Genomic DNA, 23,720 nt, shown 5'->3' with positions numbered 1-23,720 from the left:
GCACGCCCAATGGAACATACGCGCGAATTTGAAATTTTTCTGGTGGCCACCCCGGGGCTTGAGGCACCATTGAAGGCCGAAGCCGTCGAAAAGGGATTCGCAGATGCCAAAATTGTGCCCGGCGGGATCAGCTGCCATGGCGGTTGGCCCGAGGTTTGGCGAGCAAACCTGTGTCTGCGCGGGGCAAATAAGGTGCTGGTGCGGATGGGTACTTTTCCGGCGGTGCATCTGGCACAACTCGACAAACGGGCGCGCAAGTTCCCCTGGTCCGACTTTCTGCGCCCCGACATCCCGATCAAGGTTGAAGCGACAAGCCGGAAATCCCGCATCTATCATGCCGGGGCCGCCCGCCAAAGAGTCGAGCGGGCAATCACCGAAACGCTAGGCGCGCCGATTTCGCCCGATGCCGGGCTGCGCGTGTTGCTTCGCATCGAAAAAGACATTTGCACCTTCTCGGTCGATACCTCTGGCGAGCCCTTGCACAAGCGTGGCCACAAACCGGCGGTGGCCAAGGCCCCGATGCGCGAAACCATGGCTGCTATGTTTTTGCGCGAATGTGGTTTCGACGGGGCTGAGCCTGTTCTGGACCCGATGTGCGGTTCGGGTACTTTCGTTATCGAAGCGGCTGAGATCGCAGCCGGGCTAAATCCAGGCCGATCCCGCCGTTTTGCCTTCGAAGACCTGCATGGATTCGATTCGCACACTTGGGCCGAACTGCGCAATGACGGACCATCGGCAGACTTTGGCACGGTCTTTTACGGCTCGGACCGGAATGCCGGGGCCGCCGAGGCCGCCACCACCAATGCCGATCGTGCTGGGGTTGCCGCACACACCCGGTTTCAGTGCCGGTCGGTCAGTGACATCAAGCCGCCACCGGGCGCCACGGGTCTGGTCATCGTCAACCCGCCCTACGGTGCAAGAATCGGCGACGAAAAACGCCTGCGCTCGCTGTACGGCAGCCTGGGCAAGGTTCTGATGTCGCGGTTCAGCGGCTGGCGGGCGGGTATCGTGACCAGCAATCAGTCACTAGCCCGGGCCACGCGCTTGCCTTTGCTCCCTGCCGGGCCAGTCGTCGATCACGGTGGCACGAAAATCCGGCTGTACCGCACGGATCCCCTACCCTAATTGCTAATGCAGCGGTGGCGCAAAGGACAGTTTCTGCTGGGCACGAAATCCTGCATTTGGCCCCATAATCCCCTTGCACATCCGATTCCTCGGGTATAGATCACGCGCCACGGTCGGAGTGTAGCTCAGCCTGGTAGAGCACTGTCTTCGGGAGGCAGGGGTCGGAGGTTCGAATCCTCTCACTCCGACCAATAAAACAAGGTGCCCAAGGGCGCCTTTATTGTTTTCTGCAGATCGGCCGCAACGATATCCACAACGTTTCATTCGCTAGATGTGCTCAGTTCGTTCGCAACCGGCATCCACCAACTACCGCAGTTTCATTTCAGATCTTCCAGTCCATAATCTCCGTTGCGTTCTTCAGCGCATCTGGGCTGTAGGACCGATAGACGTTTTCCAGGGTTTCGCGCGAGGTCGCAAAATAGGCCGTGGCGTCCACCAGTGTCATGCCGCGCATGAACGCCCAGGCAGGGCAGCCAGTGGAACCACGTGATCATAGAGGACGATAGTCACATCTTCGACAAATATGCGAGGAATTGGCTCTATACCGCCGTTACACGGGCTTCTGAATGCGTGACCCTGGTTACACGCCTTTAGAAGCATTTTCATACGAGAGGCATCATTGGACAGACACTTTCTGCCCAATGATGTTGCTCCCTGACGCTATGTCCATGGGAGCATTGAACCTCAAAATCTCCGTTGGTGCCAGAACGCATCCTCTTCACATCGACAGGCGATTTCTATGACATCGGTGGAACTCACCCCGTTTTGCGTCCGTACTTCATGCGAGCTAAGCCATTCACATGGTACCTGCCAATCGCACAGCAGGCTTCAAGCTACCGGTTTTCTGAGCCGAAAAGGCGTCCGCCCTGCTCGTCAATCACTAGCTTCGCCTTTGCGATGCTGAAGCTTTCAGCCTGATCCCGGCTTTCAAAGACATCCGCCCTGATCACCGTGTGGGTCTTGCGATCTCCGTCTATGATCTTTTCGATACGGGCCAGTAGGCGGTATTTACCGCCTTCGGGCATCGGGTTGGGGAAAATCTCGAACCCTTTGTACGAAACCGGTTCCAGCTCAGACTTTTCGCTGACACCGAAGAGTTTAGAAAAGAGGGACATTGGGCGGCTCCTTTCAATGTTGCTCGGACCGGAGACTAACGCCGCCAAGGGCTAGAGAGAAGCGGATCGTGAGATTAGATCACCGGTCGTCGATCCGATAGCACGCTCCGCGCATGCTCTGAAGGTCCCGATCCACGGCGAGAGCCCGGTCCTGCGTACCACTCTCCCTTGTACATAACGGCCGATTCCCGACCTTCGCCGAGCATTCAAGATGCTGCAGTCGCAATCCGCATAGCCGTCGTTCGCTGCGCTGGTTCGATATTTTCAAAGGCGGACGAAGCTGCATTCGAACTTCATTTGATCAATGTCGACTTCGATAGATTGCAAATCGAATGTCGCCCATCTGTTAAAGAGCGCGCAGGCCTGTCCTTAGCAGGTTTTCTGGCGATGTTTGCACTGGCCATTCAGCCAATCATTTGGGACGTTTTCCAACGCAGCTCAAATTAGTTTCTTCACGCGGCGCCGTTCGGTACCCTCTCTGAGCAGATGTTTTCAAGGATGTTGGTGATGCACGGCAAAGGTGGCGGGATTCTATGACGGCGATTTTGCGCATAGCAAGACGCGCCGCTCTGCTCGCCGCTCTCGTTTTCGTGCTTATCTGGTCCGTTTTGGCTTTGCCTATTTTCTCCGGGCTTCGAACTCCAATTTTGGAGAAGATACTTTCAGAACAAATCGGTCAGGCGTTGTATATTAAAGGGGATGTCAGCATCATTCTGGGTGCGACAAGTCACGTTCGCGCAACCAAAGTCGAAGTGCCCTCCGAGACTATTGAAAATATGAACCTGGCAGCTTTGGAGGTTCTGGAACTGGAATTCAACTTCCCAGCGTTGATATCGGGGCAGATTGATTTCGACAACTTGATCATCGACGGTCTTAACGTTCAGCTGCTGACCGACACAGCTGGAACGCAAAGCTGGGTAGCGACCGATCGGCCTGAGGTCAGTGTGACAGCGTTGGGGATACAGAATGACACGGATGGTATTCTGGATTTCTTGAGCGACAAAACTGTGACTTTCTCTTCGGTTGACCTGATCGTGGACAATGAGACAACAGGTTTCGAATTCGATTTCAAATTGACAAACCTGCACTTGGATCAACTGGGCGATAATTCTGGTGCAACGGTAACAAGCCGCGGAACCGTGAACGGGCAGAGCTTTCAGATCAAAGGCGACTATCCACGAGGCCAACCGTTCACGACAGATGCGAACTTCGGTGCGACGACTCTCGGTTTCAACGGACGCCCAATCACTTCGCAGAATGGTGGCGGTTTCGAAGGCAAACTGACGTTGGATACTGGTGAAATTGGCGATCTACTCGAGCTTCTCCGACTCGACCGCGATATTGAAGGTCAGGCAACTTTGGCGGCCGATGTAAAAAACCAAAACCCAATACTGAAGGTCTCGGATTTCAGCACAGCATTGAACCTTTCGAACGGTCAATTGCTAACTGCGACGGGCTCTGTCGATGACCTGATCGGTTTCGAAGGCATCGATATTGCTATCGACGGGCGCTTTTATCCGCAGGGCGATCCACCCGAAACAGCCACGGATCTGAAGGATTTAAAACTGACCGGCCTTTCGACCCACATCGTCGGTGCAGACGACGCGCTGGAATTTCAGGATCTGACCCTCACGACCAACGCGTTTGACAACGAGCTAAAGCAGATCGGTCCGGTTCGTTTTGGCCGCTTGTTTCGTGCTGACAAAGGTAACCTGATGCTGGAAAACATCGCGTTGCAGGCAGGACCGCTGGATCGACCCTATTTCATTGCCAATGGCAACATCAAAGACCTGTTGCGCCTGAAAGAGATCGACTTCAGCGGCACTATGTCGATACCGTCATCGTTGTTTTTCCGAGACCTTAGTGCAGCGTCTCTAGGCAGCGTCGAAGGCAGCTTTTCTGTGGATGATTTACAGGGGTTCCTCAGTCTCAACGAATTCGATGCGCAGACAGTTGATACCGAAATTTGGGAACTGAGAACCAAGGCCAAACTCGGCAATGTAAACAACTTTGAAAACCTGTCCTTCGATTTCAATCTGGCTGTCAAAGACAGCGCCGAATTCCTTGCGGCTATCGGCCAGAAATCAGTGATTGCCGGACCGTTGAAGGTCAGCATAACCGCGAGCGGAAAACAAAACGGCCTCTCAAGTGTAATTGCGCTGATATCTGGCAAGTCGGAGCTGAGCGCCAATCTTGAAACATCCACCGCTGGTGCGCGCGCGCTAACGAAAGGCAAGATTTCCAGCCAAAGCATCGCATTGCAGGACATCAAAAACGCTGTTGCCGTTGGTTCGCGTATCGCGACAAGCTTTCGCCAACCCGGCACCCGGAGCGCAAAACGCAGCGGGTCAAAAGGGAATCCTACCGATCTAATTGAGGCAGAAGATTTTCTGCTCGATCAGGATGTCGATGTGTCCATTGACATCAAGAAAATCAAGGGCGAACAGGCGATAACCAGTTTATCCAGCCACCTGAAAGCAAAGGACGGCCTCGCCCAGCTTGGACCCGTCGATGTCGCCTATGATGGCGGTCATTTCTCCGCTACGGCAAAAATGAATATGGTGAAGAGCCCGCAGTTGCTTTCACTTCAGGGCACAATAAAGGACTGGAATCTAGCAACCTTGTTCAAAGAGTTCGATACCAAATATTCGGCTGTCGGGCGGCTGCATGGAAGTTTTGAGCTCTCCGGAAACAGGCGCTCGTTGAACTCCTATATTAACTCGATGAAAGGCTCGGCATCTATCCTGATGTCAAATGGCGGAATATCAACCAGTCTTCTCGAATTGTCCGGTCTTGGCATCTTTCCCTGGTTGATTTCCGAAGAGCTGAGAAAAGGGTACAGCAAGATCACCTGCCTCGCCGTGCCCATCAAAATCGATGCTGGCAACGTTTCATTCAGCTCGTTTGTTGCGGAGACCCAAAAGGTACAGCTAGTTGCCCACGGCGATCTGGATTGGATAAAAAATACGATTTCAGTTCAGGCCGAGGCTCGAAAACTCGGCAGGCCCTTATCGCGGAGCGCATGGCCGTTCGAAGTCGTAGGGACGTTGACCCATCCAAAAATCAAACTTCTTCATCACAACATCTTTCAAAAGCGCGCGGATGGATCCACAGAGTTACCCGAACACCGAAAGTCCTGCGTTCCGGATATTAATCAGCTAAGAAAGTAGACTATGGTTACCGCGCCCTCAGGCCGAATGGATGATGTGCTGATCCGATCTCACAGAGAGGCCCGTCCAGCCGGGACCCTGGTGTTAGCTGCCAGGGCCCGGTGTCGATTGGCGGCGCATAGCGGTTCTCTGGGAAAACTTGTCTGGATCAACTTAAGGCTACCGGTCGTAAATCCAGGTTGCCTGATCTGTCAGGTTGTCACCTGCCGTGGTGCCACCAAGGAGGCCCTACTGGAATGATTGTGAATTCAGAAGTTGAACCATTCGATCCCGTGATGACTGATACACTGGGTAGTTCCGAGTTCCAGCTCGTGCCATATGTGCTCTGCTGCCGAGTCGAGGAGAGGTTGGATTGACCCAGATCGTACTTCGCCAACGCATCGAAACCGCAGTCAGTCCGTGTACTGCTCTGGAGGTCAGTGGCCTTTCTGTAAGTGTGGTCGAATGCTTGCGAAACTGACGACCGCGCATCAGATGTAAAACCGCCGTGGCCGTGGTCACGCAACGGACCGGCCACGGCCATTCCAGCGCTCAAAACAATGGCGAACGCGGTGATGGATGTAATCAGTGTCTTTTTCATTTCTTGGTCCCTTTCGGTTTTGCGCTGTTGATGCGCTGTGTGTGGAACCAATCTGGCAATCTGTGGTTCAAATTTATTGCGCTGGCACGTCAAGGTTTTGAGAAATGCCATCAAGTTGACGCCCGTTTGCGGCATCGTCCGTAGTACGGCGGCCTCAGTCAGGTGAACATTGGATTCGCTACAGCCGTCCGCGAAACTGAATAGGTGGAAATCAACACTGCGCAAACAGCCGACATCTGGGCCAAGTGCAGCATCGAACAGAAAGGGCTCAAACCAGCCATTCTTCCCGCTGCGGCTACCATGTGAGCGTCCTTCAGGCCCTGGTGGCGAGGCCGGCCCAGTCCAGCCGTTGGCCAAGGCTGGATTATGCTGTGGCGCGGTTCGTCGAACCTGCCATTCGTTGCGCCCGCAAGCTCAACACTTGCCGAAAGTCGCGAGGCGGACGAATCTGTCGTTCGTTACGAGAACCGCAATGTCTGTTTTTTTGAGGAATTGCTAAGGCCGGACGCCTTCGGAGAGGCCATAAAGTATCGGATGAGGTCGGGCAATCGAGCTAGCTGTAGTATAGGTTGCAGAGTTCGGCTTTTAGGTTTGCCGAGCGGTTGCGCTAAGCTTATTGTCATAGCAACTAACCGCGGTACGGCGGAGGGCCCATATTGAAAACGCGGCTGACAGACCTGACAGGATGCAAATATCCAATTGTCTCGGCTCCAATGTCAGAAGACAGCGGTGGCGATCTCGCGGGAGCAGTATCAGCGGCAGGCGGTCTCGGTACCTTCGGCGCGATTTTCTCAGGCGATGCGAACGGGTATTTGCACGACAACATCGAGCGTGCCCGCGCGGTGACCGACCGGGCCTTTGGTGTCGGGTTCATCACACCCTACCTCCAGGACCAGGCCCGGCTGCTTGACACGGTCATCGAAGCCGGAGTGCAAGTCGTGACCCTGTCTTTCGCCGATCCTCGACCTTGGCTGGGGAAGATCAAGGCGGCCGGGCGCATCGCGATCTGCCAAGTTCATAGTTTCGAGTTGGCGCGTATCGCCGTGGAAGAAGGGGCTGACGTGATTGCCATTCAGGGGTGCGAGGCAGGCGGACACTCAGGCGACCAAAGCCTGCCTGCTGCCGTCACTTGCCCGAGCGCTCGACGCCTTCCCCGACACACCGTTGATTGCTGCGGGCGGTATCGCCGACGGTCCCACCCTCGCCGCTGTATTGGCAGCGGGGGCGGATGGGGCATGGATCGGCACAGGCTTCCGCGCAGTCACCGAGTGCCGCGAGATCAGCAAAGAAGAGCGTGCGGCAATCCTAGCTACCGACGGGCTGAACACGATCAGAAGCCGCGTCACAGACATCATCAGTCATGGGACGCAGGGCGGGCATCCGTGGCCCGAGGTCATCGCCAACCGAACGGCCCGCACCCCCACGGTGGCACGCTGGCACGGCCGTGAAGACGCGTTACAGGCGGCAATCGCAGAAGACAGCGCGGCCTTTGTCGAACCACCCGCCGGAGAAACGCCCTATCTCTACAGCGAAGCCGCAGGGTTTGTGCGCGAGGAAGAAACAGCGGCGGCATTTATGGCGCGCATTTGCGCGGATGCGGAAGAATACTTGCAGGTGGCCGCCGAACAGATCGGTTAAGCTTGCCCGTCGAGATCTTACACTCCCTGCAGACATCATTGCGGCGAGCTGCGACAGCCCCAAAAGTTCATGAAACCCATCATGGAACACCCAGTCAACGACTCCGCGCTACAACCGGCTCTGGTTTTGTCATGTACTCCGCATTGAGGTAAAGCCGACTATTGTGCGAGACGCAGCATCAGCCGCTTTGGGCTCATCGCGGACCTCGGAAGCAGCGCAGCATGCTGTGATAAAACTTTTCCGGTCAATGTCGGGTTGTTGTAGTGGTTGGGCATGGCGGATTGGAGGGTCAGCCATGGAAGCCCCAAACTTACCTGCCATTCGTGCTTTTCGCCCAGCCTGGAACAAAGGACGCATCGTCAGCCAGAAGCGACCGCTGAAACCAAAGCATGTCTGGGCAATCCGAGTTCGCCTCGAGCTTGCCGAAAACCATCGCGATCTTGCGCTCTTCAACTTGGCAATCGACAGTAAGCTCGGCGGCTGCGATCTGGCGAAGATGAAGGTCGCCGATGTCATGTCATCGGGTCAGATTAAGGAACGGGCTTCGGTCCTTCAAAGCAAGACGCAGAAACCTGTGCGCTTTGAGATATCCGAAGGCACACGGGCCTCTGTTGAGAAGTGGATGGAAGACGAGCTGATGGTCGGGCCGATTTCCGGAACGTCTGCACATCTCGACACGCCAATACGCTTGGATTGTCCGTGAATGGGTCACGTCGATCGGCCTCGAAGCAAGCGCTTACGGAACCCATTCAATGAGGAGAACCAAGGTCACTCAGATCTACAAGAAGACCGGAAACCTACGCGCTGATCAGCTTCTTCTTGGCCATACTAAGATGGACAGTACAGCCCGGTATCTCGGCGTCGAACTTGAGGGTGCCTTGGCCATCGCCGAAGCCATTGAGATTTAACGCTCACGGGTCGCTCTCGCGGGCGGCCCTTTCCGGACCTCCACCTCATAGTCTCCATACTGCGGCGCGGCCCCTCGAACCTGCCGTTCGCTGCGAGCGCAATATCCAAAGGCTGCCAGAATTCGCGAAATGCGGACAAAGCCGCCTCAGGCCGACGCTGCAGATTTCGCATTTCCACCGACAACCCACATGCAAAGTAAAGCAAGAAAAACCTCTATCGCAAATGCGGCAAGAATGCCGTCGGATGGCAAGCCATCAAGGACGAAACTAATTGTCCTACCGAGGGCAAAAGCAGAAAATACCGTGCCTCCAAGCAAGGCTGAGGTCTGGACCAACTTTTGGTAACATGCACCGCACAAGATGATCAGGCCAAGAACCGCGAGATTGGCAGCAGGTGCGCGCAACTCGCTCATCAGGTTTGGCTGCGGCGAGAGTACGATGCCGTAGTTGGCGTAGAAAGACTGTGGGTCCAGTGTGATGGCCAGACCTATGGCGAATGCCGTTAAACCGGACATGCCCAAGATAAGTCTGGATTTAAGTTCAAGTTTCATGATTGTCTCCAATGTCCTTTGGCCTGGCTCAAGCGGCTCTGGTCCACGCACCAGACATTGCAGCCTTGTTTGCGAAGTCGGCGAAGTCGCGTGGCGCACGTCCAAGCGCACGCTGGACACCGTCCGCGAGGTTCGCATTGCGCCCGTCCAGCGTTTCACGCGCGATGTCCGTGATCACATCAGCAATCATCTCGCCATTCGCGTGCGCGATTTCCGCGTGGAAGTCTTCGAATGAAATTGGCAGGTATTGCACAGTCCTGCCCATGGCGCGCGAAAGCTCTGCAGCCATGTCTTCAAACGTCATGAGACGTGGTCCCGTCACCTCGTACAGTTCACCGTCGTGTCCTTCTTCTGTCAAAGCAGCTACGGCAACATCGGCGATGTCGTCCACGTCGATGATCGGTTCGCGTACATCGCCGGCGGGCATCGGCAAGACACCTGCCTTCACCGGACCAAGCAATGCCCCTTCAGAGAAGTTTTGTGCAAACCATGCTGCACGAACGATAGTGAACGGAACTCCGGAATTGCGTACGACTGCTTCCGCTCGTTCCGCATGAAACTCGCCACGCCCGGTCAGCAGCACAAGACGCTGTAATCCCTTTTCACGAGCCAATGTTGTGAAGGCTTCGACCTGCTCGACCGCGCCCGGAAATGCGATGTCAGGAAAGTAAGAAATATAGGCAGCCGAAACGCCTTCCAGGATTGCGGGCCAGGTCTGCGGTTGTTCCCAGTCAAATGGCGTTTCACTGTTCCGCGATCCGCGCCGGACTGTCCGCCCTTTTTCTTCCAGACGTGTCGCGATCCGCGATCCGGTTTTGCCTGTTGCGCCAAGTACGAGAATGGATTGCTGTGTCATTGGTCATCTCCATGAGTTCAGTTGATGACCCGAAATTAAGCAAACAAAAGAGATGTTCTATTCTTTAATATCCAGAATTCTTATCTAATCGTCCAGAATTAATAGACGAACAGGTGAATTTAGGCCAATCTCATGACATGAACCAGTTTGACCCTCATGTCCCCGACCCCGATGCGCTGGCGCAGCCGATTGGCGATCCGCTGGGGGAAATCCTTCATCTTCTGAAGCTCACCGGCACATTCTACTGCCAGTCGCGCATGTCCGCTCCTTGGGGCGTGTCCATACCAAGCTTTCCCGACATACTGAGCTTTGCGGTCATTACGCACGGGCGTTGCTTCATGAAGGTCGGACAAGATGACCCCTTTGAGGTCGAAAAAGGCGACCTGGTCTTGACGACCAACGGTGCGCCCATCGGTTTTTTCAGCTCAGAAGACACGCCGCTTTTGACGCTGGAAGAGTTGCCCATTCGCAAGGTGACCGAGCTCTATGAAACACTGGAATACGGTGGTGGTGGAGCGGAGACGGGCATCATGTACGGCCTCGTCCGGATCGATCACGCCGCCAGTGGTATGTTGATGGGCTTGCTTCCGGATGTGCTCAAAATCGACCCGTGGGAAGAGGATGCCGGAAGCTGGCTACAGGCAACTTTGCAATTCATCGCAAAAGAGGCGCGGGAATTGAGACCGGGTGGCGAAACCGTGATTACGCGCCTGGCAGATGTCGTTGTCATCGAGGCCATTCGTCGTTGGTTGAACAGCGCACCAGACGCAAATCGCGGCTGGCTGAAAGCGGCGCGAGACCCGCAGATCGGGCGCACGATAGTCGCCATTCACCGTACGCCTGCTGTGGCTTGGACAGTCGAGTCTCTCGCGGAGGTTGCTGGTATGTCCAGATCCGCGTTCGCGGCGCGGTTTACTGAGTTGGTAGGCGTTCCAGCAATCCAGTATCTTGCAACGTGGCGTATGCACCTGGCCAGCGAAAGGTTGGTGTCCACCGATCAACCTATCTCGCAGATTGCCGCTGACATCGGATACTTGTCAGAGCCTGCGTTCAACAAAGCCTTCAAACGGGTATTTGGCGCACCACCGGGAAAAATCAGGAAGAACGGAGTTCACTCCGTATCCAGGCGAAACTTGAGAAACTGAGCATCTTCGTATTCGATCTCGCCGATGTGTTTGGCACCGAGTTTCCGGAGTGCACCCAGGTTTTTTCTACTTGGTGGCAGCAGAAACGTGACAAAGGGGATACGTTTGTCAGCGATCGCAAAGTCGATTGCCATTTTGGAAATCCGTTTCCCAAGGCCAAAGGCGTCGGGCCGCAAAACCAACCCAAAATCCCACTCGTCACCTTCTTTTTGAAAGCCCCCCCAACCAACATACCGACCGCCAGACAAAAACGCCCAATGTCCAAGACCGTCCCGCGCCCAGTAGCCTTCCTTTTTGGCGATAAATTCTCTTGCGACCTCAACATTCCATTTGAAAGTCAAAAGCGGCAAATGCTCTGCTACCCGGGGGTCGGACATATGAACCGAAATGTCATTCGGATCGATTTCCGAAAGGCGCGCAAATGAAATCCCATTTTTCATCATTATACTCATTTGATGGCCCGAGCTGCCCCTTGCATGCAAAGTAATTATGGCGCGAATACTGTTTCACAGCTTTCTCGCGACAATGTACCGGCTCGGCAATAACCCGGCTTGATCCGCTGTCTCGACGATATCGAAGCCCGCAAGTTCAATGGCGTGCTGGAGTTCAGCTATGGATACAAAATTTACGAACGGAGCTTTCCCGAGCACCTGCATAATCGGGATCGCTATTCGGCTGATTATGCCATATTTGAACCCTCCACTCTCTGGAGCGCAGACGGTCTTGGAAATGAATACCCCACCGGGTTTTGTAAGGGTCGCAATGTGTTCGAGTGCATGGCCCATATCGGGTACAAGGTGCAGTAGATTATGTGCGAGGACAGCGTCGTAAGAACCGTCGTCAGGATCGTGCTGCAGAACCTCGGCCACTTTGAAAGTGACATTCTCCAGCTCTTCTTCAGCGAGTTTCTCGTTTGCGATTTCGATCATCCCCGGTGCGAGATCGGAGGCAGTGACTTGAGCCACATGCGGTGCCAGTAGCAACGCGGTTGACCCCGTCCCACAACCGATTTCCAACACACTGTCTTCGGCTTGCAGGTAGGACTTTGAACGTTCGAGCGTGTTCAGATACCCTTCCATGTTCCGGATAGGATCAGCCGCATATTTGCGCGAAATCTTGCTCCAGAACTCGGCATCATTGGACAATGCAGCCATCTTTAATCTCTCTTTCAAACTTTTCACAGCAGCCAGTAAATTAAAACACGATTTTATAGAATTGCCAGATATTGCAGAACTGTTATGCATTAATGCATGAATTGGAACGCTATCAATTTCGATTGGAACCAGGCTCGGTCCTTTCTTGCAACGGCAGAAGAAGGTTCGTTTTCCGCGGCGGCGCGCGTGCTTGGGCAGACCCAGCCAACCGTCGGTCGGCAAGTCGCCGCGCTGGAACAGGCGCTCGGCGTCACCTTGTTTGAAAGGGTTGGCAAGTCGCTTAATCTGACAACCGCTGGTGCTGAGCTGTTGGTGCATGTCAGTGAAATGGCAAATGTTGCGAACAGGATTTCTCTGACCGCGACAAGCCAGTCGCAAGCCATTGAAGGGCAAGTCAGGATCACTGCCTCCGACGTGATGTCAGCTTATCAGCTGCCGCCCATTCTTAAGCAAATCAGGCTCGCGGCACCGCGGCTTGAGATCGACGTAGTCGCAGCAAATGACATACGGGACATACAGCGGCGCGAGGCAGATATCGCCATTCGGCATGTACGCCCAACACAGCCCGACCTGATTGCAAAGCTGGTGGCAGAAGCGACGGCACATTTTTACGCTGCCCCTTCGTACCTCGAACGCGTTGGACGACCAAGAAATGAAGACGAACTTGCCAAGTTGGATTTCGTCGGTTTTGGCGACATTGACACGATGATTGGATTTCTCAATCCGGCTGGCATCGAAGTAACCCGCAAGAATTTCCGCGTTGGATCGCAGAGCGGGATAGTGTCATGGGAGCTTGTGCGCCAAGGCTTCGGCATTAGTGTTATGTCAGACGATGTGGCGGCCCTGACACCCGGTGTGGAGCGTGTTCTGCCCAAACGCGAGCCATTCAAGTTTCCTATCTGGTTGGCCACTCACTCTGAGTTACAAACAGCGCGAAGGATCAGGTTGGTATTCGATCAGCTTGCAGACCATCTCGGCACGAGAACAATTCTCTGAACCTAAGGTCGTCTGATGTCACGAACTGGAGTCTGCTTCGGGCTCATTTCTGAGCTCGGTGCCGTTGCAGCAGAAACCCCTGCCCCGCTGCCATCTGATCACGCAGACGGTCCTAACCAGCCGTTGGCCTCACCACTCGAAGCCGCAGAGCAGCCTGCGCATTGCTGCCGTTCGTGCACCTTGCAGTATTGTCGAATAGCGGGTGACGGCAAATTCTCGGAATACTCTGCCGCAGTCAGAACCTTAGTTAGGACCTTTCTTTCGGCCAATAATCCTGAAGCAAACCTATGGCTGTGCGCCCTGCCTCCAGCGCTCGGTCTGCCTTTTCTTCGGATTCCGTCAGACGAGCCAAGGTAATCGTGCCCATCAAGAGCGCCATCGCGGCCAGGCCCTGACCCGAACGGATTTCCGACGTGTCCTGCAAAAGGGCCGCCATGCGATCTAACGCCTGTGCGCCCGCCTGATGGGGCGCGCCCGTTGTGCGAGCAAGCTCTGTTCCCATCGCCGCCAAGGGGCATCCGTTCCTACTATCTTGAGCGTGAGCTTGGGAAAGATACTTGGCTATGTAGTCTTGGCGCTTCTTCTTTCGCCCTTCGCTGGTTTCTTCGCGCTCCATGTCGGCAACCACATCGTCGACTGCGTGCCGGAAGGATGCCGCGGTCAAATCCTCTTTCGAATCGAAGTGTCGGTAGAAACCGCCATGTGTCATTCCGGCTGTCTTCATGACGTCCGCGACGCTGGTCGCTTCGACACCGCGTTCGCGGAACAACTGCGCTGCAGCATCCAGTATCCTACTGTGACTGCGTTGTTTTTCCGCTTCCGACATTCTTGGCATACTCGCGCTCCCTGGTGGGGTTGACAATTAAGATTATGTCTATCATCTATATTATAGATTGCAAGTATCATCTAAAAGGAGCGTGCCTATGCCTGCCAAGCCTAGGATTCTCGTCACAAGCGCAAGCGGTAAAACCGGGCTCCAAGTCGCGCTTCAGCTCAGAGCTAAGGCTTATCCTGTCCGCGCGTTCATACGGCAGAGAGATTATCGCTCTGACCTACTTGAGCGTGCGGGTGCCGAATTATTCGTGGGTGACCAGTATTCCCTGAGTGACATGCGCAATGCCTTGAAAGGCGTGCAGCGGGCTTATCAATGCGCACCAACGGCACCCAATGGTCTGCACTTCAATGCGATCTTCACTGTTGCGGCTTACGAAGCTAAGATTGAGCACGTTGTTACGCTAAGCCAATGGCTTTCAAGCGTAGAGCACCCATCACTGTTTACACGCGAAGTCTACCTGAGCGACATCCTGATCGGCATGCGCCCCGAAATGTCTGTGACTACAGTGAATGTCGGCTGGTTTGCTGAAAACTACCTAATGGTACTGGGTATGGCGGCCCATCTTGGGCAGTTCACAATGCCTCTTGGCGACGGCGGCGTGAAGAAGAATGCGGCCCCCTCGAACGAAGACATTGCCCGTGTGGCGGTCGGTGCCTTGACGGATCCGGCACACCATGCGGGAAAGACCTACCGCCCAACAGGTCCAATGCTGCTGTCACCCATCGAGATCGCCGACGCAATGGGCCGCGCGCTGGGGCGGCGGGTACGCTATGTCGACATTTCCGAACGGATGATGGTCAAGGCCCTGAAAGCCCTGCGCCCTGCAAACTATTCGGAAGCGGCTGTCACCCAGCTAGCGATTTATTTAGAAGAGTACAGGCGAGGTACCTTCGCGGTAAACGCCCCGACCGAGGATGTGTTCCAAGTCAGCGGGCACGCACCTGAAGCCTTTGAAAGCATCGTACGGCGCAAGGTCGCTGAACAACCCGATCTGGTGCGCAGCATGTCCGGCAGCCTCAATGCGATCGGCAACTTCCTGAAGATTCTCACTATGCGCCCCTTCGACCTCGACCGTGCCCAGGCGCAACGCGATTACGTGCGGCTTTCGTCCCCTTCGTACTGCCAGGACGATGCGGCTTGGTCGGAAAAGCACCAACCCACCGCCAGTAAGACCGCTTCGATACGTGTCGCTTGATATTGCGTACTACGAAGGATTGAGCCTGCAGACGAAAGGACCTCCGAATGAACGTTCAAAACGAACTCATCTCTCGAAACCAAGAATTCGCGGCGGGCTTTGACAGTGCTGACCTACCGATCCTGCCAAAGTTGCGAACGGTTGTTCTGACCTGCGGCGACGCCCGGGTCGATCCCGCGCGCATCTTCGGACTTGAGCTAGGCGACGCGGTTGTGATCCGAAACAATGGCGGACGGGTTACACGCGCCGCAATCGAAGAAATCGCCACCCTCGCCTTTCTAATGAGCGCTATGACGGAGGGCCGCGAACAGGGGTTCAACGTCATCCTTATGCAGCACACACAATGTGGAGCCGAGCGGCTGTCCAATCCGGACCTTCAGGACGCGCTGCAGAAAAAGCTCGGGATCGACGTATCCGAATACGCGATCACGGATCAGGTAAGCGACCTTTCAACAGATATCAATCGCTTAGCGGCGGCACAGGAGGTGCCGGACGCAATAATCGTCTCGGCCTTGCTTTACGATGTCGCTACTGGAACAGCCCATAAGATCGCTCCGTCCGCTTCACTGGGGACCATCCGGGCCGAGGCGAGCGAATCGCAAACTGCGGCTCGAGGATGAAGGCCTGCCACCCACATCTCACGTAAACAGACGCATATCGAAAGGATCGATCAGATGACCCCCACAGTAATATTCCTTCTTCAATTCGCGATGAGTCTCTTTGTCTTTGCTCTGATCGCGGCGTGGTACGTTGCACCCTGGCTTGCACGGCTGTCGGCGGCGGCGGCGCTCTCAATCCTGCTGCTGCCGCATGCTTTCCGACACATTGGAATGAGCTTCTTGGTACCAAATCTCAACAACGGAGGGTTGCCCGAGGCGTTTGCAACCAGCGCCAGCTATGGCGATTTGCTCTCGGCGTTTCTGGCAATCGTCGCGCTTATCGCTTTGCGATGGAGATCAGTGGCCGCCTTTCCGTTGGTATGGGGTTTCAACCTCCTTGGTACTGTCGATCTGGTGAACGCCTTGCGCCAAGCCGAGGCGATTGCCTACTTTGGACCCACATGGTTCATACCAACATTCTTTGTGCCGGTACTCTTGGTAACGCACGTGATGATCTTTGCGCGACTGCTGAAGGCAGATAGGCCCCAAATCGCATCGGCGTGAATAGTCACGTATCCTTGCAGGGCAGGCAGCGCCAATGCCTACCTACTGGGTCTCACGGCCCTGACCGAACCATTCTCATCATAATAGATGCCTCGACGTGGCCCTTCAAAGACGACGTTCGCTGCAACCGCGTAAACAGGTGTCACAGCAGGTTCAGCACAGTGAGAGTTCCTTTTTCCCGCCCCAAAGGGATAGGCGGCAGCAACCGTGCTACCGCCTACTCCAACTCAAGTGTTTCTGGCTCTTCCCGGATCACCGCGCTATGCAGCCGCCCCTGCCAGACACCGCTGCGCGCCCGCCATGAGCCTCGCAAGAATATCGCCGGCAGGTGCCGCAGAGCTGATCAGACCGATGCCCTCGCCTGCAAAGGCGGTTGCAACATCAATATCTCCGGCTTCCTGAGCTGCTGCCCAATTTGCCGCTACAACGCCCGCTTCCAGCTTCAAGGCGTCTTCTGAGCCGTGCCATTTCTGAATGAACGGATTGCGCAGAACGCGGCCATTGTACCGGCCGGGCCAGTCGTAACCACGGATCACGTCCACCACACGCGTGCGGATCGTGTCGTCACCTGTCGCGGCCATCGCGCGATCAAGTATACGCGGATGTACCAGCGCCTCGTGTGAGGCCCAAAACCGCGTACCGATCACCACCCCGTCCGCCCCAAGCATTAGGGCCGCTGCCAGGCCACGCCCGTCCGTGATACCGCCAGCAGCGCAGAGCAGCACCTCGCTGTTTTGGCGCGCAATCTCATCAGCGATCTCGGGAACCAGGGCAAAGGTCCCGCGTGCCTCGCCATGGCCGCCGGCGTCCGCACCTTGGGCGACAATGATGTCCGCGCCGCAGTCCAGTGCCTGCCGCGCATCGCGCAGGGTCTGGACCTGGCAAATCAGCGGCACACCGGCTTCCGTGATCGCTGGAGCGAATGGTGCCGGATTGCCAAAGGACAGGAACAGTGCAGCGGGATCACGCGCCAGCACCCTGTCAAGCAGATGCGGCCGCTCCGCGAGCTTCCAAGTAATCAGCCCACAGCCCACGCGGGCATCTGCAGCGATATCGAACTGTTGGCCGATCCAGGCGGCATCACCGTAGGCGCCCCCAATCAGGCCCAGACCGCCTGCGCTGGAGACGGCGCTGGCGAGCGCGCCGCCTGCAGCAAATGCCATCGGCGCCTGGATCACCGGACAGGTGATCCCCAACGCCTCAGTCAGCCGCGTCTTCATAGCGTCTGTTTCCGGTACTCTTGCACTGGCAGACCGCCAACGCCCCAATCTTCCAGCGGAATTTCGTTTATCACCACAAAGGTCGTGGCCGGGTTCTTGCCCAGAACGTTGTGCAGAAGGTCCGTAACCCCCACAATCAGCTGCGCTTTTTGATCTGCACTCGGGCCGGTGCCGTCAGGGCCGCCTTCGCGGGTCACTTTGATATTCACATATGGCATAGGTCAGGCCTTTCGCGGAACATAGGAAAACACTTTTGCTACGATGCGCCATTCTGTGCCGTAGCGAACAAGGGTAAGCAGGTCATGGAAGTCTCGCCCCATCATAGTCATCCGGGCGCTGACACGGGCCAACCTGTCGCTGGCAAATGCGATTTCCAGAACCTCCTCCTCGCGCGGGTCACCGCGCCTGGCTGGTGGTTCACGCCCGTCCACGCGGCCCATGTAGGTCGCGAGATCCAGATTCAGTTCATCGCCTTCTGTGGCACAGACGTAGGCCAGCTGCGGATGAAACACTCTGCGCAGCATCGTGCTGTCGGCTTGATGGAGGCCCTCGAAATAGACCTCCATCAGTTCGCCGACCTTTTTGTGGTCGGCGGGCGTCATTGGATCAACCCCTCGGCGCGCATCGCGGCCCGAGCAGATGGACGGGCAGCACTGCGGCTTACAAACGCCGCCAGCCGGGGCCAACGAGACAGGTCGATGCCGGTGAAATTCGCCCAGTTCGCTACCACGAATAGGTATGCGTCAGCTACCGAGAACTGGTTCGAAACCAGCCACTCCCGGCCATCCTGCAGCTGCACTTCGATCAGATCGAACTTGCCCGCAACAGCGGTGCGCGCCGCGTCTTTGTCGGCCTCGGACGTGCCCTCGCGGAACAACGGGCCGAAGGCCTTGTGCAACTCGGTCCCAATCCAGTTGAGCTGTTCCTGCATCCGGGCTCGGGCCAAGGTGCCGGCTACCGGCGCCAGAGCCGCTTCGGGATGGCTGTCCGCGATATACTGAAGAACAGCCGCTCCTTCGGTGAGGACACTACCGTCGTCCAAACCCAGAGCCGGAACGTATCCTTTAGGGTTGATCGTATGATAGTCAGCACCGCTTTCAGTTTGGCCTGCCGCAGTGTCCACGGCCTCGATTTCAAACGGACGGCCGGTTTCATGCAGGGCGATGTGGCTGGCCAGCGGGCACGCGCCGGGCTTGTAGTAGAGTTTCATGACAGTCTCCTGTGTTGAGCGATGCCATCTGACTACCCGGCAATATGATTTATTGATAATATTGTCTTTTCACTATTATGATTGAAAAAGCAGATCATGTTGAGAGTCCATGAAACACGACCAACTCATTGCCATTGAGGCAATTGTCTCAACCGGTACCTTTCGCGGTGCAGCTGAGCGACTGCACAAATCACAATCCGCCATAAGCCACACTATCCGCCAATTGGAAGAGGAGCTGGAGCTGGAACTGTTCAGCCGCGAAGCCTACCGGCCCTCGCTCACACCGGCCGGTGAGATCTTCTATCGAGAAGCCTCTCGGGTGTTGCGGCAGATGCAAGGGCTCAGAACCACCGCCGCTCGGTTGCGCGCCCGAGAAGAACCAGAACTGAATATTGCGGTCAGTGCCACTATGGATCTGGATACGTTTCTGCCAGCGCTTGCCGACACCGGTCGGCGTCATCCCGCAACTCATCTTCGGCTGCGTATGGAGATGATGGGCGGCCCGATCGCGCGGCTAATGGAGGGTAAAGCGGATATCGCGCTTGCGTCGCTTGACGGGGTGCCTCTGGACGACGTGGAGGCAGAGCCGGTTGCGGAGGTGACAATCCGGCCAGTGGCCAGCCCCGATCTGAATCTGCCGACCGGTTCCCGCGCAATATCGACAACTGAGATGCAAAGCCATGTGCAGGTGATTACGGCGGGCACAGGCGGCACCGCGCATGAACAGAGCCGTGATCTGCTGCCAGGGGGCTTGAAATGGACCGTCTCCGATCTCACGGCCAAGAGAAAAGTGATCCTCGCCGGCCTTGGCTGGGGCGGCTTGCCAGATCATATGACGGAGGAGGACCGGCGGTCGGGGATATTGCTTTCCCTGAACCTGGAAGGGTTCCCATTGCGCCGGACCATGATCTTCAAGATGAGGCGCAGGGACCAGGCAATAGGCGTTGTTGCCGATGAGCTTTGGAACAAAATCGGGCTGCCAAGTCGGCCTGAAGCAAGAGTTTCCGAGGACAGTTGATCCTCTGCAACTTTGGTGATCCGTTTTCATATTGAGGCAAAATCGCGGCGGGTGCAAAGTTACGTGCGCGCCAGAGGCCGGAAGCGCAATAAGGCCGCCCTTCGAATATCTACATTCAATGACAGAAGCCCTCAGGTTTTATTGGATGGTCCAGTCGGCCTGCGTTACCACTTGAGCAAAACATTCGCGAAATGCTGAAGAACATTGCGCAGCTCGATTGAGATTCAACTGACCTTCTTACGCAACAAAACCAGATTTGTTGCTCACCCATGTCACAAACCCCAAGCTTGCTGCGTCCTGTTTCTGTACACCGCTAAAACAGGAGCGCCACATGAAATCCCGTCTCAACCATTTTGCCGTTTCCCCGCAACTGATGCAGCCAATGCTCGATATGGAGGAATGCCTCAAATCATCGGGCCTGGAGCACAGTCTCATCGAACTGGTAAAATTGCGTGTGTCGCAGATCAACGGTTGCGCATTCTGCATCCACATGCACACCCATGACGCGCGTGCGCAGGGTGAAAGTGAAGACAGGCTTCACTTGTTGAATGCCTGGCGAGAGTCGTCTCTTTATTCCGAGCGTGAACGCGCCGCTCTTGCCTGGGCCGAAACGCTGACCCGCATCGAGCAGAATGGTGCACCGGATCACATCTATAAAGAGATTGCCGCTCAGTTTTCAGATCAGGAAAAGATCGCCCTGACGTTGGTGGTGACAACGATCAATGCCTGGAACCGCATTGCTATTGGCTTTGCAACGCCACATCCTACCGCCAAGGAGGCCTCGGCCGCATGAGTCATGTGACTTCACTCGTCAACGACCAGACTTTTGTCGATCTGCGACCGCGCTTGTTTGCGGTCGCCTATCGAATGCTGGGCACCGTTAGTGACGCAGAGGATGTAGTACAGGACGCATTTTTGCGTTGGCAGAAGGTTGATCATGTCAGTGTGAGGGACACGACGGGGTTTCTAATCCGAACGGTCACACGGTTATGTCTCGATCATATGCGGGCCGCGCATACTCGGCGCGAAGCATATCCCGGTGAATGGTTGCCCGAACCACTGGTCACAGATGGTGCCACCGAGCGACTGGATCGGGACGTCTCGGTGGCACTCCTGCTGGCGCTGGAGCGGCTAACACCTCTCGAGCGGGCAGCCTTTCTACTCCACGATGTGTTCGAGCAATCATATGACGAGTTGGCAAAGGCACTGGAACGCACACCTGAATCCTGCCGCCAGCTTGTCAGCCGAGCTCGGAAACATGTGCAGCGCAATAAACCTCGAACGCAGGTTGAGCCGCAACAAGGTGAAGCCATCGCCAAGGCATTTTTCATGGCCGCTAAAAGCGGCGACACCGACGTTCTTACCAAATTGCTTGCGCAAGACGTAAGATTTGTTTCGGACGGCGGCGGCAAAGTGCTGGCGACACTCAATCCGATTTTGGGCCGAGACAAGGTGATGCGGCTATTGTCTGGATTGGCGCGTAAATACTCTGATCAATCTGTCCAGCAATGGCAATTCTGCCACCTGAACAATCTGCCATCGATCCTCAGCCACGAAACTGACGGTATTTTGCAAACAACATCGTTGGAGATCAAATGCGGCGTGATTACAGCTGTTTACGTGGTGCGCAATCCGGAAAAGACTCGTCATCTCTCTTTCGACGAACACATGCCCATCAATCTCGGTCCATCTGACTGAGCTGACAATATCGGCCCTTTCCAGACCTTCGGCCCACCCTCAAGATGCTGCAGCCGCACCCACTTTTCCGACATTCGCTGCAGGCGCAAAATCAGGCGATGACCGAACTCACAGTTCAGCGGACAATGCTGCCGTTGAGCCAAAGGTTCGATCTTCTCGGTTAATCCCGAAACCTGCCATTCTGGTTACTGGAAGGGTGCGCCACTTTCAGAAGTATCGTCGTTCGTCATGGCATTCGGATGACGCTCGACAGGGATTTTGCAGCCCGATGTAAATTCTACGGCGTTTGCTTTACACTTTCACCAGGATGCTCGGGGGAATTGAACCTCACGAATGACCGACGCAAAGCCCAAACGCCACCTTGCCGCCATTCTCGCTGCTGACGTAGAGGGATACTCCAAGTTGATGGGCGAGGACGAGGAAGGCACACTCGCTGCGATGACCGCCCATCACAAAGACCTCATCGGCCCATGCATCGCCGAGCATCGAGGTCGGCTGGTAAAGACCACCGGTGATGGACTATTGGTCGAGTTCGCGAGTGTCGTGGATGCGGCGCGGTGCGCAGTGGCGGTTCAGGAGGGCATGCGAGCCCGAAACGCCGAAATGCCCGGGGACAAGCAAATTCTGTTTCGAATTGGCATCAATCTCGGGGACGTGATCGCGCAAGATGACGACGTCTTCGGCGACGGTGTGAACGTCGCGGCACGACTGGAGGGTTTGGCCGATCCAGGTGGAGTCTGTATTTCGCGAGCGGCTCGCGATCAGCTGCGCGACAAGTTTGATTATCCTCTGCAGGACCTGGGCGAGGTCGAGGTCAAAAACATCTCTCGGCCTGTTTGGGTGTTCAAGGTGCTTTTAGACGGTAGCCCACCGGCAGCAATCAGCCGTCCTAGTCGAAAGTTGCTTTGGCGCGTGTCAGCCGCCCTTGCAATTATCGGTCTACTCATTGGCGGTAGTCTATTGTGGTGGCATCAAGCCGGGCCGACCGATCCAGCCGACGCAATGTTGGCGTTGTCCGACAAACCATCAATCGCTGTCCTTCCGTCTGACAATCTGTCTGCTGACGCGGAGCAGGAGTATTTCTCCGACGGTGTTACAGAGGACATCATTACCGATCTGTCAAAAATTTCCGGGCTTTTCGTAATCGCACCGAATTCGGCTTTCACCTATAAAGGACAGGCGATGAATGCTCGTCAGGTCGCCGCGGATCTGGGTGTGCGCTATGTGCTGCAGGGCAGCGTCAGGCGGACCATAGAGAAGATTCGGATCACAACACAGCTCATAGACGCAGCCACCGAAGAGCACCTTTGGGCCGAGCGCTATGATCTCGACGTCATAGACGTGTTTGCGGTTCAGTCCGAGGTCGCGCGGCAGGTGGCAAGAGCCCTGTCGGTAACGCTGAAAGCCAACGAGAACGAGAGGCTGTACCAGAAGTACACAACGAACATCGGCGCCTACGATGTTTTCTTGCAGGCGCGCCGCACTGTCGATGTGCCAAGCAAGGATAATATCCTGCGCGGCGAGGAACTCTTTGAGCAGGTGATCGAGCTGGACCCAAATTTTGCAGGTGGTTACGCCGGGCTCGCCTTCAACCTCTCGGTGCAGGTGCGTTTTCAATACACTGACACGCCATCAACCCACCTTTCACAGGCACTAGAAATTGCCAGAAAGGCAATTGAACTCGACAGGGATTTTGCGTGGGGGCACATTGCTCTGGGAGGCGTGTATGTCGCCAGCGGCGACGCAGATGCAGCCGTCGAAGCTGTTTATCAGGCACTTATCCTCGAACCTAACGGCTACGAGGCTAACCTCTTCATGGGTTTCTATCTCCAGTTTGCGGGTGATGCTGCAAGTGCCGTGGACTATCTGTTGATCGCCAAACGTCTTAGTCCCGTGGAGACATATCGGGATGTCTCGTTTCTGGCTCTGGCGCAATTCATGAACCGAAACTACGAAGAGGTCGTGCGCCTTTGGACGAAAACATCTAATAAGCCGAGGGGGCAGGTTCAAATTTTTTTGGCGGCGGCCTATTCGCTGCTTGACAGGCCAGAAGAAGCCGCTGCGCTCGTGGAGCAATATTTGGAAACTAATCCGGATTTCAATCTAACGGAATGGCGGTATCTTGAAACCTAGAAATCCGAGG

The 23,720-nt window shown here is 55.7% G+C and carries 23 protein-coding genes, 1 tRNA gene and 3 pseudogenes; 15 read left to right on the top strand and 12 right to left on the bottom strand.

Annotated elements, in window-relative coordinates:
• Positions 1 to 9: 9 nt before the first annotated feature.
• Complete coding sequence (locus AB1A64_RS02085; protein ID WP_366549881.1) at positions 10 to 1,125, top strand: class I SAM-dependent RNA methyltransferase; 1,116 nt, start codon at positions 10 to 12, stop codon at positions 1,123 to 1,125.
• A 114-nt stretch (positions 1,126 to 1,239) separates the two neighbouring features.
• Positions 1,240 to 1,316, top strand: a tRNA-Pro gene (locus tag AB1A64_RS02080).
• A gap of 131 nt (positions 1,317 to 1,447) precedes the next feature.
• Here AB1A64_RS02080 and AB1A64_RS02075 read toward each other — a convergent pair.
• Positions 1,448 to 1,579 (bottom strand): hypothetical protein, encoded by a 132-nt coding sequence (locus AB1A64_RS02075; protein ID WP_366549880.1) that lies wholly within the window; start codon positions 1,577 to 1,579, stop codon positions 1,448 to 1,450.
• Between the two features lie 23 nt (positions 1,580 to 1,602).
• Here AB1A64_RS02075 and AB1A64_RS02070 point away from each other — a divergent pair.
• Positions 1,603 to 1,719, top strand: a pseudogene (locus AB1A64_RS02070) (ATP-binding domain-containing protein); the annotation flags it as partial.
• A 239-nt stretch (positions 1,720 to 1,958) separates the two neighbouring features.
• Here AB1A64_RS02070 and AB1A64_RS02065 read toward each other — a convergent pair.
• Positions 1,959 to 2,240 (bottom strand): HlyU family transcriptional regulator, encoded by a 282-nt coding sequence (locus tag AB1A64_RS02065; protein WP_366549879.1) that lies wholly within the window; start codon positions 2,238 to 2,240, stop codon positions 1,959 to 1,961.
• 533 nt (positions 2,241 to 2,773) lie between these two features.
• Between AB1A64_RS02065 and AB1A64_RS02060 the strand changes: the two genes are divergently transcribed.
• Positions 2,774 to 5,410 (top strand): AsmA family protein, encoded by a 2,637-nt coding sequence (locus tag AB1A64_RS02060; protein WP_366549878.1) that lies wholly within the window; start codon positions 2,774 to 2,776, stop codon positions 5,408 to 5,410.
• A gap of 199 nt (positions 5,411 to 5,609) precedes the next feature.
• Here the strand turns inward: AB1A64_RS02060 and AB1A64_RS02055 are convergent, their stop codons facing one another.
• A complete protein-coding gene (locus AB1A64_RS02055; protein WP_366549877.1) occupies positions 5,610 to 5,990 on the bottom strand; it encodes a hypothetical protein in 381 nt (126 codons plus the stop codon).
• A gap of 713 nt (positions 5,991 to 6,703) precedes the next feature.
• Here AB1A64_RS02055 and AB1A64_RS02050 point away from each other — a divergent pair.
• Both AB1A64_RS02050 and AB1A64_RS02045 read left to right on the top strand, forming a co-directional pair.
• A pseudogene (locus AB1A64_RS02050) lies at positions 6,704 to 7,628 on the top strand (nitronate monooxygenase).
• A 295-nt stretch (positions 7,629 to 7,923) separates the two neighbouring features.
• Positions 7,924 to 8,536, top strand: a pseudogene (locus AB1A64_RS02045) (tyrosine-type recombinase/integrase).
• A 146-nt stretch (positions 8,537 to 8,682) separates the two neighbouring features.
• Here the strand turns inward: AB1A64_RS02045 and AB1A64_RS02040 are convergent.
• Both AB1A64_RS02040 and AB1A64_RS02035 read right to left on the bottom strand, forming a co-directional pair.
• Positions 8,683 to 9,087, bottom strand: a complete 405-nt coding sequence (locus AB1A64_RS02040) for a DUF4345 domain-containing protein (protein WP_366549876.1) — start codon at positions 9,085 to 9,087, stop codon at positions 8,683 to 8,685.
• A 28-nt stretch (positions 9,088 to 9,115) separates the two neighbouring features.
• A complete protein-coding gene (locus tag AB1A64_RS02035; protein WP_366549875.1) occupies positions 9,116 to 9,943 on the bottom strand; it encodes an NmrA family NAD(P)-binding protein in 828 nt (275 codons plus the stop codon).
• Between the two features lie 137 nt (positions 9,944 to 10,080).
• Between AB1A64_RS02035 and AB1A64_RS02030 the strand changes: the two genes are divergently transcribed.
• Positions 10,081 to 11,088 carry an AraC family transcriptional regulator gene (locus tag AB1A64_RS02030; protein WP_366549874.1) on the top strand — a complete coding sequence of 336 codons (1,008 nt, stop codon included), beginning with the start codon at positions 10,081 to 10,083 and terminating at the stop codon, positions 11,086 to 11,088.
• Here AB1A64_RS02030 and AB1A64_RS02025 read toward each other — a convergent pair.
• On the bottom strand, positions 11,055 to 11,528 hold the full coding sequence (locus tag AB1A64_RS02025; RefSeq protein ID WP_366549873.1) for a GNAT family N-acetyltransferase: 474 nt from the start codon (positions 11,526 to 11,528) through the stop codon (positions 11,055 to 11,057). The two genes, AB1A64_RS02030 and AB1A64_RS02025, sit on opposite strands and share 34 nt — an antisense overlap.
• Positions 11,529 to 11,594: 66 nt before the next feature.
• A complete protein-coding gene (locus AB1A64_RS02020; protein WP_366549872.1) occupies positions 11,595 to 12,242 on the bottom strand; it encodes a class I SAM-dependent methyltransferase in 648 nt (215 codons plus the stop codon).
• A 96-nt stretch (positions 12,243 to 12,338) separates the two neighbouring features.
• Here AB1A64_RS02020 and AB1A64_RS02015 point away from each other — a divergent pair, with 96 nt between their 5' ends.
• Positions 12,339 to 13,238, top strand: coding sequence for a LysR family transcriptional regulator (locus AB1A64_RS02015; RefSeq protein WP_366549871.1), 900 nt, complete (start codon positions 12,339 to 12,341; stop codon positions 13,236 to 13,238).
• Between the two features lie 247 nt (positions 13,239 to 13,485).
• Here the strand turns inward: AB1A64_RS02015 and AB1A64_RS02010 are convergent, their stop codons facing one another.
• Positions 13,486 to 14,073, bottom strand: a complete 588-nt coding sequence (locus AB1A64_RS02010; protein ID WP_366549870.1) for a helix-turn-helix domain-containing protein — start codon at positions 14,071 to 14,073, stop codon at positions 13,486 to 13,488.
• Positions 14,074 to 14,161: 88 nt separating this feature from the next.
• On the opposite strand from AB1A64_RS02010, the gene AB1A64_RS02005 reads away from it, so the two are divergent.
• The 3 genes from AB1A64_RS02005 to AB1A64_RS01995 are packed head-to-tail and all read left to right on the top strand — an operon-like array spanning position 14,162 to position 16,431.
• On the top strand, positions 14,162 to 15,268 hold the full coding sequence (locus AB1A64_RS02005) for an NmrA family NAD(P)-binding protein (RefSeq protein ID WP_366549869.1): 1,107 nt from the start codon (positions 14,162 to 14,164) through the stop codon (positions 15,266 to 15,268).
• Positions 15,269 to 15,315: 47 nt separating this feature from the next.
• Positions 15,316 to 15,888 carry a carbonic anhydrase gene (locus tag AB1A64_RS02000; RefSeq protein ID WP_366549868.1) on the top strand — a complete coding sequence of 191 codons (573 nt, stop codon included), beginning with the start codon at positions 15,316 to 15,318 and terminating at the stop codon, positions 15,886 to 15,888.
• Between the two features lie 54 nt (positions 15,889 to 15,942).
• Entirely contained in the window at positions 15,943 to 16,431 is a 489-nt protein-coding gene (locus AB1A64_RS01995; protein WP_366549867.1) for a hypothetical protein, read from the top strand.
• Positions 16,432 to 16,691: 260 nt separating this feature from the next.
• Here AB1A64_RS01995 and AB1A64_RS01990 read toward each other — a convergent pair whose 3' ends face one another.
• From AB1A64_RS01990 to gstA, 4 genes are read right to left on the bottom strand one after another with little or no spacing between them, the layout of a single operon-like run.
• Positions 16,692 to 17,651 carry a nitronate monooxygenase gene (locus tag AB1A64_RS01990; protein WP_366549866.1) on the bottom strand — a complete coding sequence of 320 codons (960 nt, stop codon included), beginning with the start codon at positions 17,649 to 17,651 and terminating at the stop codon, positions 16,692 to 16,694.
• Positions 17,648 to 17,869 (bottom strand): 4-oxalocrotonate tautomerase family protein, encoded by a 222-nt coding sequence (locus AB1A64_RS01985; RefSeq protein ID WP_170657467.1) that lies wholly within the window; start codon positions 17,867 to 17,869, stop codon positions 17,648 to 17,650. The genes AB1A64_RS01990 and AB1A64_RS01985 overlap by 4 nt, the downstream gene beginning before the upstream one ends.
• Positions 17,870 to 17,872: 3 nt before the next feature.
• On the bottom strand, positions 17,873 to 18,253 hold the full coding sequence (locus tag AB1A64_RS01980; protein WP_366549865.1) for a nuclear transport factor 2 family protein: 381 nt from the start codon (positions 18,251 to 18,253) through the stop codon (positions 17,873 to 17,875).
• Positions 18,250 to 18,861: a glutathione transferase GstA gene (gene gstA, locus AB1A64_RS01975; protein ID WP_366549864.1), complete on the bottom strand. Its 612-nt coding sequence runs from the start codon at positions 18,859 to 18,861 to the stop codon at positions 18,250 to 18,252. Before gstA ends, AB1A64_RS01980 begins: the two co-directional genes overlap by 4 nt.
• 109 nt (positions 18,862 to 18,970) lie before the next feature.
• On the opposite strand from gstA, the gene AB1A64_RS01970 reads away from it, so the two are divergent.
• The 4 genes from AB1A64_RS01970 to AB1A64_RS01955 all read left to right on the top strand — a co-directional run bounded on the left by AB1A64_RS01970 (position 18,971) and on the right by AB1A64_RS01955 (position 23,710).
• Positions 18,971 to 19,879, top strand: coding sequence for a LysR family transcriptional regulator (locus tag AB1A64_RS01970; protein ID WP_366549863.1), 909 nt, complete (start codon positions 18,971 to 18,973; stop codon positions 19,877 to 19,879).
• 331 nt (positions 19,880 to 20,210) lie between these two features.
• Positions 20,211 to 20,672, top strand: coding sequence for a carboxymuconolactone decarboxylase family protein (locus tag AB1A64_RS01965; protein ID WP_366549862.1), 462 nt, complete (start codon positions 20,211 to 20,213; stop codon positions 20,670 to 20,672).
• Complete coding sequence (locus AB1A64_RS01960) at positions 20,669 to 21,577, top strand: sigma-70 family RNA polymerase sigma factor (RefSeq protein ID WP_366549861.1); 909 nt, start codon at positions 20,669 to 20,671, stop codon at positions 21,575 to 21,577. Before AB1A64_RS01965 ends, AB1A64_RS01960 begins: the two co-directional genes overlap by 4 nt.
• A 333-nt stretch (positions 21,578 to 21,910) precedes the next feature.
• A complete protein-coding gene (locus tag AB1A64_RS01955; protein ID WP_366549860.1) occupies positions 21,911 to 23,710 on the top strand; it encodes an adenylate/guanylate cyclase domain-containing protein in 1,800 nt (599 codons plus the stop codon).
• Positions 23,711 to 23,720: the final 10 nt, after the last annotated feature.

Origin of the sequence: Ruegeria sp. ANG10, assembly GCF_040705255.1 — a bacterium.
In the GTDB taxonomy this organism is placed as follows: domain Bacteria; phylum Pseudomonadota; class Alphaproteobacteria; order Rhodobacterales; family Rhodobacteraceae; genus Ruegeria.
The sequence above is the reverse complement of the archived record's forward strand: the minus strand, read 5'-3'. Positions and strand labels throughout refer to the sequence as shown.